We start from the raw sequence: 11,216 nt of genomic DNA, 5'->3' as shown, positions 1-11,216 counted from the left end.
GAGCACGAAGCTCAGGGGCTGAGCGAACGAGGAACGGGCCCGCGCGCGCGAGCCCTCGACGGCCTGCATCGCCGCCGGAGAGATCCTGGCGCGCAGCCACGTGTCGAGGCTCTCCTCCCCCGCGAGCACGAGGAGCCCCAGGGCGCGGGGGGAGACCGAGCAGTCGGGGAGCCGTGGAAGGAGCTCGGCGAGCGCCCGCTCGATCGGCTCGGGGTACTGGACGTGCACCGACCCGCAGCGCGGGGCGGCCAGCGCCGAGCGCAGCTCGACCATTCCCTCGCGCGAGACCGCCACCGTCGGAACCACGGCGGCGCCCAGCTCCGAGGCGAGCGCGGCCGCGTCGATCCGGATCCCCCGCGCTCGGGCTTCGTCCGACATGTTCAGGGCGAGGACGAACGGAACGCGCATCTCCGCGATCTGGATCGCCAGCACGAGGGTCCGTTCGACGTTCTTCGCGTCGCCCACGGCGACCACCGCGCGGTGCCGTCCGGTGATCAGGACGTCGCGCGCCACCCGTTCGTCGTCGCTCGAGGGGTTGAAGGAGTTGGCGCCGGGGGTATCGAGCACCCGAACCTTGACCCCGTCGAGGAACGCGCTGCCCTCGATTCTCTCGACGGTCGTGCCCGGGTAGTTCGACACCGTGACGTAGGAACCGGTCAACGCCCCGAACAACGCGCTTTTTCCGACGTTGGGGTTGCCGACGAGAACGACGTCCGACGCCTCCAGCGGCTCGCGCGTGCCGCTTTCGGGCTGCGTCAGGGCCGCTTCGCTCACGGGCCACCGGCCTTTCCCGTCGCAACTGAGGGCCGGATTGCCCTTCCAGTTGCGACTCGTTCGCTACAAGAGGGAGAATACGAATTCTCCAAGGCGGAGTCAACGCGACGGCGTCGCAGGACCTTGATCCTCGTCACGCCCGGACCGCGCATCGCTCACGATCGACGCCGCGTTGGATGCGGTTGGCGGCCCGGGGGGCTCACCGTATACTCCCGCCGCCTCGATCCAGGCGGTCCGCCTCCGGTCGGCCGCCTTTTCCCCTGAGGAGGAGACCTCGATGAAGCGTCCGATCGCCATGCTCGCCGTTCTGGCTCTCGTCGCCACCCTGGGTGCGGTGGCGATCGCCGCCCCTTGCGACAAGGCCGCCGAAACGGCTCAGGCCGAAGGGACCGGCTGCGCGAAGAAGGCCGATGCCGCGGTCGCGAAGGCCGACGGAGCGGGCTGCGCGAAGAAGGCCGAAGCGGCCGTCGCGAAGGCCGATGGAGCCGGTTGCGCCAAGGATGCCAAGGACTGCTGCGCCAAGAAGGGCGCCGCCGCCGTCGCCAAGTCGGACGGCGCCGGTTGCGCCAAGGACGGGTCGGGTTGCCCCAAGGCCGCCAAGGCCGCTCAGATCGCGAAGGCGGAGGTCGCGCCCGCTGAGACCGCCGACGCTCAGCAGAAGTAAGTCGCGTATCCCGACGTCATCGAAAGGGCGGGTCTTCGGGCCCGCCCTTTCTCTTTGCGGACGGCCCCGGCCGCGCGGAGGTGCCCGTTGTCCCGCCCCCGGCGCTCCCCCTCGGATTCGCGCGTCGAGATGACCGAGATCGTCCTCCCCGAGGACTCGAACCCGCGCGGCAGCGTCTTCGGCGGCCGCGTCCTCGCCCTGATCGACAAGTGCGCCGCCGTCGTCGCCCTGCGCCATTCCCGGTCGGAGGTGGTGACCGTCGCCATGGACTCCGTCGAGTTCCGATCCGGGGTCCGCGTCGGCGACGTGCTCGCCCTCGAGGGGCGGCTCAACGCCGCGTTCGGATCGTCGATGGAGGTCGAGGTGGTCGTCCACGCCGAGGATCCGCTGAGCGGGCGTCGCACGCTCACCACGACCGCGTTCGTGACGATGGTGGCCGTCGGGCCGGACGGCCGTCCGAGTGCCGTCCCGGAGCTTCGGATCGAAAGCGACGACGACCGGCGGCGCGCGTCGGACGCGCAGGCGCGACGAGCCGCGAGGCTCGCCCGCAGGGGCGGCGCCGCCTAGAAGGCGTAGACCTCGAACCCGTCGGGTCGTGCGGCGGCGTCGTCCTCGACGACCACCCGGGGTGCGACGTCGTCCCCCGCCGTCGCGGACTCGCGCTGGAGCGCGCGGCGCACCGCGCGCGCGACCTCCGGATGCGCGCGAACCGTGAGGGCCCCTTCCGTCGCCAGGGCGGCGATGCGGCGCAGTTCCAACAGCGCCTCCCCCGCGAGGATCTCCGGGGTCTTCACCCGCCCGTGGCCCAGGCACAACGGGCACTCCGAGGTGAGCAACGCCTGCAGCCCCGCCCGGGTCCGCTTCCGGGTCAGCTGCACGAGGCCGAGCTCGCTGATGCCGACGATCTTCGTCCTCGCCCGGTCGCGCCGAAGGGCGACCTCGAGCGCCTCGAGCACCCGATTGCGACTCTCCTCGCGATCCATGTCGATGAAGTCGATCACGACGATCCCGCCGAGGTCGCGCAGTCGAAGCTGCCGGGCGATCTCGTCCGCCGCCTCGAGGTTGGTCCGGAGGATCGTCTCCTCCGGCCGCTTGTTCCCGACGTATTTCCCCGTGTTCACGTCGACGCTCACGAGCGCCTCGGTGGGCTGGATCACGAGCGTCCCGCCGGATTTCAGCCACACCTTCGGCCGGAGCGCCCTCTCGATCTCCGCCTCGACCCCTTCGGCCTCGAACAGCGGCGTGGCCCCGAGATGCATCCGCACCCTCGACGCGAGGGACCCGTCGAGGGGGTCGAGAAAGGCGCGGGCGCGTTCGTAGGCCCCGGCGTCGTCGAAGACGATCCGCTCCACGCCCGCACTCGGCGCGTCGCGCAGGAGGCGGAGCGGCAGGTCGACGTCGGCGTGCAGCACCGCGGGAGCGCCCGCGGCGGAGGCCCGAGCGCGGATCCCGCGCCAGGTGTCCACGAGCCGCGCCGCATCGGCCTCGAACGCCTGAGCGGGCCGGCCGGCTCCCGCGGTGCGGACGATGAGCCCGCCCCCGTCGCGGGGAACCGCATCGAGGATCGCCCGAAGGCGGGTCCGCTCGTCGGGATCCTCGATCCGGCGCGAGACGCCGATGTGCGGCCATTGCGGGGTGAACACCACGTAGCGCCCGGGAAGCGAGATCGCGCAGGTGACCCGGGCCCCTTTCGAGCCCATCGATTCGCGCGCGACCTGGACGATCAGCGTCTGACCCTCCTTCAGGCGACGCTCGATCGGCTGCTCCCGCGACGCGTTGCCGCGCCGGGGCCGGGCCGCCGGCTCGGCGTCCTCCTCCTCCGCCGGGTCCGCCGGCTCCGCCACGGCCGCCGCGGGCTCCTGCGTCGCGACCTCGCCGGGAAGGAGGAGGTCCGCGGCGTGCAGGAACGCGTCCCGCTCCTGGCCGACGTCGACGAACGCGGACTGGATCCCGGGGAGGATGCGGCGCACGCGACCGAGAATCACCTGCCCCACGCCGAGCGCGGCCCCCTCTTCCTCGACCCGAAGCTCGACCACGTCGCCGTCCTCGCGGACCGCCGCCCACTGCCTTCCCGCGAATCGGCTAAACAGCAGCTCGCGCGCCAACGTCGCTCCCTCCCGCCGCCGCGGCCAGGATCGGGTCGAGCCAAAGGCCGCCGAAGTCCACGAACAGCTCCTCGCGGGTCAGCAGCGGGGGCGGAGTGTCGGCCCCGAAGATCTCGCGAACCACCTCCTCGGGGCGCACGCTCGCGCCGTCCCCCCGGACGGCGAGGGTCAGGCGCCACGCGCCGTCCCCCGTCGCCTCGAGACCGAGCAGCTCGCGGTCGAGCGCGAACGAGGTCGCGCGACCCTTGCGATCGCTCACGATCGTGACCGACCCCCGCTCCCGGAAGCGCGCCACCCGGTCGGAGGCATCGCAGGCCTCGTCGAGCTCCACGCGATACCTCGCGGCCCGGATCGCCTCCCCGAGCGTAGGCACCGACGCCGCGATCTCTCGCAGCGCCTCCGCCCGCAGACCGGCGGGGAGGGCGGCGTTCACGCGTTCGAGGGTCGCTTCCGTATCGAGCCGGATCGACGTCTCGAGGTCGAAGTACTCGCCGCGGGACTGGAAGCCCAGCGGCAGCGCCGGGCCGAACTGGACGCGGGGCTTGGGATTGAACCCCTGCGAGTAGACGAGCGGGAGCCGGGCCCGGCGCAGCGCGCGCATCAGCGTGCGCGCGAGGTCGAGGTGCCCGAGGAACCTCACGCGACCGGTCTTCGAGAAACGGAACCGGTAGCGGTAGCGCGGCCCCGCCGGTTCCCGGACGTCGCTCTCGACGACCGGTCTCGGGAGGAGCGGGGGCGCGTCCTCCGCCCGCACCGCGCACCCCGGTCCCGCGGCGACGGGCGTCGACAGGATGGGGAGCGACGCCGCGAGCGGGCGATCGGTCGTCGCCGCGACGACGCCCTTCACGCACTCCTTCGCGAAGGGCGCGCAGCCGTGGCAGCTCTTCGGGCCGCAGATGGCGAGCGTTCCCTCGGCCAGCGCGCGCTTGAGCTCCAGCGCGAGCCACTTCTTGTTCACCCTCGAATCGACGATGTCCCACGGGAGGCGCCAGTCGGTTCCCCAATCCCCGTAGGCGTACGTTTCCGGCGCGAGGCCCTCCGCGCGGAAGGCGTCGAGCCAGACGTCGAGCCTGAAGTGCTCCTGCCAGCCGTCGAACCGGGCGCCGGCGCGGAAGGCGCGCTCGATCACGCGGCCCAGCCGGCGGTCGCCGCGCGAAAGCGCCCCTTCCATGAACGTGGTGCGGCCGTCGTGGTGCTTGAACCGGACGCCGCGGCGCACGCGCGCCGCGATGCGGTCCTGCTTGCGGTGAAGGCTCTCCATCCGCTCCTGGCCCAGCCACTGGAACGGCGTCACGGGCTTGGGAACGAACGACGACGCCGAGAGGGTGACCTCGACGCGTTTCCCTCGATGCACGCGCCGTCCCACCGCGTGGATCTCGTGCGCGAGGTCGACGAGCCCGTCCACGTCCGCGTCGGTCTCCGTGGGGAGCCCGATCATGAAGTAGAGCTTGATCAGGTCCCAGCCCGCCTCGAACGCCAGGCGGCAGGCCTCGAGGATCTGGCGCTCGTCGAGGTTCTTGTTGATGACGTTGCGCAGGCGCTGGGTCCCCGCCTCGGGCGCGATGGTGAAACCGGACTTCCGGACGCGACGCACCTGGCGGGCGAGCTCCTCGGTCATCGTGGAGGCGTGCATCGACGAGAGCGAGACCGACACCCGTTCGGGCTCGAAGCGGTCCATCAGGTCGAACAACACCTCGTGGATCGCGCCGTATTCCCCCGTGTTCAGCGAGGCGAGCGAGAACTCGTCGTACCCCGTGGAGCGGATGGACCGGATCACGGTGTCCCGCACCTGGTTCGGGTCGCGCTCGCGGGTCGGCCGGTAGATGTACCCCGCCTGGCAGAAGCGGCACCCCACCGGGCAGCCGCGCATGATCTCGACCGACACGCGGTCGTGCACGATCTCGGCGTGGGGGACCACGATCCGGTCGGGGAACGGGAAGCGGTCGAGGTCGTAGACGATCCGCCGGCGTACCGGGTCGGGGGCGGCCCCGGTGCCGACGGGGACGAGCAGCCCGTGGTCCTCCTCGAGGGCGTAGAGCGCCGGCGCGTAGACGCCCTCGACCGAGGCGAGCGCCCGGATCCGCTCCGCCCGCGGCGCGCGGCGCCGCTTGAGCTCCTTGAGCCGATCGAGGAAGTCCGGGAGCAGCTCCTCGGCGTCCCCCACGAACACGAAGTCGAGGAAGTCCGCGATCGGCTCGGAGTTGAACACGACCGGCCCCCCCGCGACGACGAGGGGATCGTCCTCCCCGCGGTCCGCCGAGCGGAGCGGGATCCCGGCGAGGTCGAGCATCTCCAGGACGTTGGTGAAGGTCATCTCGTACTGCAGCGAGAACCCCACGACGTCCATCCGCCGAAGGGGCGTGCCGGTTTCCAGCGTGGCGAGGGGAAGTCCCCTGCGCCGGAGCGAGTCCCCCATGTCCGGCCACGGACAGAACACCCGCTCGGCCGCCACGTCCTCGCGCGCGTTGAGGAGCGGGTAGAGGATCCGGAATCCCAGGTGGGACATCCCGATCTCGTAGACGTCCGGGAAGGCGAGCGCGAAGGTGAGGTCGACCTGGCGGTGGTCCTTGACGACCTGGTTCCACTCGCCGCCGATGTAGCGGAGGGGTTTCTGGACCCCCGCGAGGATTTCCTGGAAGAGGGCGTCGTCTTGGGTCGGGAGCCCCGTGCGGGTCATGGCATGTCCTCCTGCCGAGGCGACGGACCCGTCGCCCGCGCTGTCGAAAGCGCTGTGCCGGAGGCGGGAGTCTAGCGCATGGGGCGAGCGCTTCAGTTCACGAAACGGCGCGTCCTCACGTTCATGACGATCCCGATGCCGCTCATCACCGCCAGTAGCGCGGTGCCCCCGTACGACAGCAGCGGAAGCGGCACGCCGATGGTGGGGAGCAGGCCGAGGACCATCCCGACGTTGATCGCGATCTGACCGAGCAACCACGAGACGACGAGCAGGCTCAGGTAGGTTCCGAGCCGGTCCTGCGAGGATCGCGCGGCCAGGATCCCGCGCCAGAGCAGGAAGTGGAAGAGGCCCAGGATCGCGGCGACGCCGATGAACCCGAGCTCTTCCGCCAGGACCGCGAGCACGAAGTCGGTGTGTTGCGCGGGAAGGAAGTTGAGGCCGCTCTGGGTCCCTTCGAAGGGCCCCTTCCCCACGAGCCCGCCCGATCCGATCGCGATCTTGGACTGGCGGATCTGGTAGCCGACGCCCGACGGATCGCGCTCGGGCTGGAAGACGGTCCGGATGCGCTCCTGCTGATACGGCTTGAGGCGCTGCCAGCCCAAAGGCGCGAGGAGCGCCGCGAGGATCGCCGCCCCCACGACCCACCGCCAACGCAGCCCGCCCAGCAGGAGGGCCGCACAGAAGATCGGAACGAACGTCAGGGCGGTCCCCATGTCGGGCTGCCGGGCGATCAGTGCGACCGGCAGCCCCGCGATCAGCCCCATCGTCGCCGCCTGGGAAAGGCGGAGCGCGCCGCGCACGCGGTCGGCGAGGTACGCCCCGAGCGCCAGGCACGTCGTCCATTTCGCGAGCTCGGAGGGCTGGAAGGCGACCGGACCCAGGTCCAGCCAGGACTTGTTCCCGCCGACCTCCTTGCCGAACAACAGCACCGCGAGGAGCAACACGACCGAGACGCCGTAGAGCGCGTAGGCGAACTCGGCCCAGAGGTGGTAATCGACCGCGACGACCACGGCCAGGACGACGAGACCGACCATGAGCCACAGCAGCTGGGTCTTCCACAGCCCCGCCCGCGCCGGGTCGCCGTGCGTGGCCGAGGCGATCGCGAGCAGCCCCGCCGCGGCGAGCGCGAGGGTGGTCCACAACGTCGCGACGTCGAGCCTACCGAGCCAGCGGCGCCGCAGCATCGGTCCCCCCGGGGCGCGTCGTCGCCGCCGCCTGGAGCCTCGGATCGGGCGCCTTCGGGAGCCTCGCTTCGAAGAACACCTCGAGCACCTGGCGGACGACCGGCGCGGCGGTCGTGCCGCCGTGGCCTCCGTGCTCGATCACCACGGCGAACGCGATCTCGGGATTCTCGGCGGGGGCGTACCCGACGAACCAGGCGTGGTCGCGCTCCTCCTTCGCGAGCTTGTCGGCGTCGATCCCGGCGGACTTCTTGAACACCTGGGCGGTGCCGGTCTTCCCGGCGACGGAGATCCCCGGGAGCTGCGCCCGGCGTCCGGTCCCTTCCTCGACGACGTCGGCGAGAGCGGCGCGCACGACCGCGAGCGTCTCGGGCCGGACGGCGAGCTTCTCGGGGGGGAAATCCCCCTCCCGGCTGAGGTGCGGAGTCGGGACCGACCCGGTCGCGATCCCCGACACCATCGTGGCCATCTGCACCGGGGTGACCGCCAGCAGCCCCTGCCCGATCGAGACCGAGATCGTGTCCCCGGCGTACCAGGGCTCGTTCCGGACCTTCTTCTTCCACTCGACGCTCGGGAGCACCGCCCGGGTCTCGCCGGGGAGGTCGATGCCGGTCGTCCGTCCGTAGTGGAACATCGCGCCGTACTTGGTGATCGCGTCGATCCCCATGTCCCGGCCGAGGAGGTAGTAGAAAACGTTGCAGGAATGCACGAGCGCCTGGTGGACGTCCACCGAGCCGTGCCCGCCCTTCTTCCAGCACAGGAACGGCCGGCCGTAGATCACCGCGGACCCCGTGCAGAACACGCGCGAGCCCGGACCGATCGAGCCCGACTCGAGCCCCGCGACCGACATCAGGATCTTGAACGTCGATCCCGGCGCGTAGAAGCTGCCGATCGCCCGGTCGTGCAGCGGGCGCTTGGGGTCCTTGAGCAACGACTGCCACACGGCGGCCGGGACACGCCCCGCGAAGACGTTCGGGTCGTACCCCGGCGTCGACGCGAGCGCGAGCACCTCCCCGGTCCGAGGGTCCATGAAGATCCCCGCGCCGACCTCCTCGCCCATCGCCTCGACCAGCTTGCGCTGCAGCCGGGCGTCGATCGTGAGCCTGAGGCTGCTCCCGTCCTCGGGGACGCGGCCGACTTCGGCGTCGCCGAAGGGCCGGCCGACGGCGTTCACCGTGACGAGCTTCCACCCGCGGCGCCCGCGGAGCCTGTCGTCGTAGGCGCGCTCCACCCCCGCCTTGCCCACGACGTCCCCCTGCTGGAGTCCGGCTTCCTGGGCCTGCGCGGCGAGCTGGGACTCGGTCACCTCGCCGACGTACCCCACGACGTGGGCGACCGCGGGGCCGTCGGGGTAGTCCCGCAGCGACGTCTCCTCGATCTCGACGGCCGGGAACCACTCGCGACGCGCCTCGACCTTCGCGATCTCCGCGACGCCGACGTCCTCGCGGATCACGAGCGGCTCGAAGGTGGGTCGCGAGCGCATCGCGACGAGCCGTTGCGCGAGCTCGTCGTACGGGATGCCGAGAACCTCCGTGAGGCGGCGAAGCTGCCCTTCGGCGTCGACGAGCCCCTCGCGCACGAGGACGAGATTGAGCGCGGGCCTCGTCGAGGCCAGCACCGCCCCGTTCCGGTCGAGCACGACGCCCCGCGTCGGGGGGATGGGGATCCGGCGCAGCCGGTTGTTCTCGGCCAGCGCCCGGTACTCCTCGGCGCCGGTGATCTGCAGGTGCCAGAACACCGCGAGATAGCCGACCAGCAGCGTCGAGACGAGCACCTGGAGCAGCAGCACGCGGCGGGAGAGCCGCTGCTCGCTCAGGTATTCCTTCAGTTCCCAGCGCTCGCGATAGTCCATGGGGCCTTCAGCGCGGGGGGCGCGCCCGCCTCCCGCGTCGGGGGTCGATCTTCAGGACCCGATCCATCGTGGCGAATACGCCCAGCGTCAGCAAGGCCCCCGCACCGGCGCGCACGGCGAGCTCCACGGGGTCCGGAGCGACGACCCCCCGGTCGAACAACGCGCGAAGCCCCAGCAGCACGAGCCGATCGATCACGGGGAGCAGCGCACCGGCGGTCGCGCGCCCCCAGGCCACGTTGAGCTCGAACCGCGCCGCGAGTCCGCCCAGCGCCCAGCCGAGCAGGCTCTTCGAAAAGCCGCTCGCCCCGAACATCTCCGCCTGCAGCCAGGCGTCCTGAAGCAGGCCGGCGACGCATCCCACGACGAGCCCCGCGCGCTGGGAGACGGCGAGCGCGTACCAGGCGACGGGGAACAGGAGGACGTCCACCCAGCGCGTGAGGCCGGGAGCCCACAGCCCCAGCACGATCTGCACCCCCAGGGCGACGGCGAGGGCGAGGCTCGCGCGAAGGACGATCATCGCGCCGGCTCGGCCGGGGCCCCGGCCTCGAGGGTCTCGCTGCCGGTCTTCTCGAGGAGGATCAGCACCTCCTCGATCTCGCCGTAGTCGATCTCCGGAAGGACCTCGATCCGCATGGACGCCCCGGTCGTCTCCTGCACGCGAGCGACGCGCCCGATCGTGAATCCCTTCGGGAAGACGCCGTCGAGCCCGGAGGTGACGACCGCGTCGCCCACGGCGACGTCGGCGTACTTCGGCACGTATTGCATCTCGAACAGTCCGTCGGCCCGGCCGCGCAGCACCCCTTCGACACGCGAGCGCTGGACGACCCCCGACACCCCGCTCGACGGGTCCGTGAGCAACCGGATCTTCGCGTACCCGCTCCCGGCGGCGACGACCCGTCCGACCGCTCCCCCCCAGGCCACGGCGGGAAGGTCGACGCGGATGCCCGCTTCGGTGCCGACCCCCACGACCACCACGCGGGACTGCCCGGTGAGGCTCGCCGCGATGACTTCCGCGCCGACGGAACGGGGGGCGAGCCGCTCACGCATCCCCAGCAGACGGCGCAGGCGGTCGTTCTCGAGCGCCTGCTCCTGACGTCGATCGACCTCCGCGCTGAGCGTTGCGATCTCCCCGCGCATCGCCGCGAGCTCCTTTCGCGAGCGCCCGACGTCGCCGAACATCCGGAGGGCCGCGACGACCGAGCCGCCGACGGTGCGCGCCGCGCCGAGCACCGGGCCGGACGCGGTTCGCACCCCGTCCTCCACCGCGTCCGCGGCGTCCTCCCGCCGCAGGCTCCCCGCCATCAGCAGCAGCTGCGCGAAGAGAACGACGACGAGCAGCACCGCGTTGGAGCGGGTCGGATTCGCCTGGCTCGCCGCCACGTGGGGTGCCGCGCTTTCAGTCGAGCGCGACCTTGCGGAGGATCTCGAAGTCGCTGAGCATCTTGCCGGTGCCCATGACGACCGAGGTGAGCGGGTCGTCGGCGATCGACACCGGCAGGCCCGTTTCCTCGCGCAGGCGCTTGTCGAGGTTCTTCAGCAGGGCGCCGCCGCCCGTGAGCACGATGCCGCGGTCCACGATGTCCGCGGAGAGCTCGGGCGGCGTCTGCTCGAGCGCGACGCGCACCGCCTCGATGATCGTCGCGACGGTCTCCGCCAGGGACTCGCGGATCTCCTCGTCGGAGACCACGATCGTCTTCGGAACGCCCTCGACCAGGTCGCGCCCCTTGATCTCGAGGGTGAGCTCCTCGTCGAGCGGGAACGCCGAGCCGAGCTTGATCTTCACTTCCTCGGCGGTCCGCTCGCCGATCAGCAGGTTGTACTTGCGCTTGATGTACTGGATGATCGCCTCGTCCATCTCGTTGCCGGCGACGCGGACCGAGCGCGAGTAGACGATCCCCGCCATCGAGATCACGGCGACGTCGGAGGTCCCGCCGCCGATGTCGAGCACCATGTTCCCGGTGGG

General features: G+C 71.6%; 10 protein-coding genes. 2 read left to right on the top strand and 8 right to left on the bottom strand.

Annotation, left to right across the window (positions count from 1 at the left end):
- Positions 1-774 (bottom strand): FeoB small GTPase domain-containing protein (locus VF139_01620; protein HEX6850075.1); only part of this gene is annotated, 774 nt, incomplete at its 3' end.
- A gap of 277 nt (positions 775-1,051) precedes the next feature.
- On the opposite strand from VF139_01620, the gene VF139_01615 reads away from it, so the two are divergent.
- Both VF139_01615 and VF139_01610 read left to right on the top strand, forming a co-directional pair.
- On the top strand, positions 1,052-1,438 hold the full coding sequence (locus tag VF139_01615; GenBank protein HEX6850074.1) for a hypothetical protein: 387 nt from the start codon (positions 1,052-1,054) through the stop codon (positions 1,436-1,438).
- Positions 1,439-1,525: 87 nt separating this feature from the next.
- Positions 1,526-2,005, top strand: a complete 480-nt coding sequence (locus VF139_01610) for an acyl-CoA thioesterase (GenBank protein ID HEX6850073.1) — start codon at positions 1,526-1,528, stop codon at positions 2,003-2,005.
- Here the strand turns inward: VF139_01610 and VF139_01605 are convergent.
- From VF139_01605 to VF139_01575, 7 genes are all read right to left on the bottom strand, one after another.
- Complete coding sequence (locus tag VF139_01605) at positions 2,002-3,543, bottom strand: Rne/Rng family ribonuclease (protein ID HEX6850072.1); 1,542 nt, start codon at positions 3,541-3,543, stop codon at positions 2,002-2,004. The two genes, VF139_01610 and VF139_01605, sit on opposite strands and share 4 nt — an antisense overlap.
- Positions 3,521-6,220, bottom strand: a complete 2,700-nt coding sequence (locus VF139_01600; GenBank protein HEX6850071.1) for a TIGR03960 family B12-binding radical SAM protein — start codon at positions 6,218-6,220, stop codon at positions 3,521-3,523. Before VF139_01600 ends, VF139_01605 begins: the two co-directional genes overlap by 23 nt.
- 92 nt (positions 6,221-6,312) lie before the next feature.
- Positions 6,313-7,404, bottom strand: a complete 1,092-nt coding sequence (gene rodA / locus VF139_01595) for a rod shape-determining protein RodA (GenBank protein HEX6850070.1) — start codon at positions 7,402-7,404, stop codon at positions 6,313-6,315.
- Positions 7,379-9,253 (bottom strand): penicillin-binding protein 2, encoded by a 1,875-nt coding sequence (gene mrdA, locus VF139_01590; GenBank protein ID HEX6850069.1) that lies wholly within the window; start codon positions 9,251-9,253, stop codon positions 7,379-7,381. Before mrdA ends, rodA begins: the two co-directional genes overlap by 26 nt.
- A gap of 7 nt (positions 9,254-9,260) precedes the next feature.
- Positions 9,261-9,770 (bottom strand): hypothetical protein, encoded by a 510-nt coding sequence (locus tag VF139_01585; GenBank protein ID HEX6850068.1) that lies wholly within the window; start codon positions 9,768-9,770, stop codon positions 9,261-9,263.
- The gene (gene mreC, locus VF139_01580; GenBank protein HEX6850067.1) at positions 9,767-10,633 is read right to left on the bottom strand and encodes a rod shape-determining protein MreC; all 867 of its coding nucleotides are present in this window, start codon (positions 10,631-10,633) and stop codon (positions 9,767-9,769) included. The genes VF139_01585 and mreC overlap by 4 nt, the downstream gene beginning before the upstream one ends.
- Before the next feature lie 16 nt (positions 10,634-10,649).
- A partial coding sequence (locus tag VF139_01575; protein HEX6850066.1) for a rod shape-determining protein occupies positions 10,650-11,216 on the bottom strand: 567 nt, incomplete at its 5' end.

Source organism: Candidatus Polarisedimenticolaceae bacterium, assembly GCA_036376135.1.
Classification (GTDB): Bacteria; Acidobacteriota; Polarisedimenticolia; order Polarisedimenticolales; family DASRJG01; genus DASVAW01.
The sequence above is the reverse complement of the archived record's forward strand: the minus strand, read 5'-3'. Positions and strand labels throughout refer to the sequence as shown.

Excerpts from the sequence above, each read along its gene's own strand:
- VF139_01585 (HEX6850068.1), bottom strand. The coding sequence starts at position 9,770 with ATGATCGTCCTTCGCGCGAGCCTCGCCCTCGCCGTCGCCCTGGGGGTG.
- VF139_01615 (HEX6850074.1), top strand. The coding sequence starts at position 1,052 with ATGAAGCGTCCGATCGCCATGCTCGCCGTTCTGGCTCTCGTCGCCACC.
- rodA (HEX6850070.1), bottom strand. The coding sequence starts at position 7,404 with ATGCTGCGGCGCCGCTGGCTCGGTAGGCTCGACGTCGCGACGTTGTGG.
- mrdA (HEX6850069.1), bottom strand. The coding sequence starts at position 9,253 with ATGGACTATCGCGAGCGCTGGGAACTGAAGGAATACCTGAGCGAGCAG.
- VF139_01600 (HEX6850071.1), bottom strand. The coding sequence starts at position 6,220 with ATGACCCGCACGGGGCTCCCGACCCAAGACGACGCCCTCTTCCAGGAA.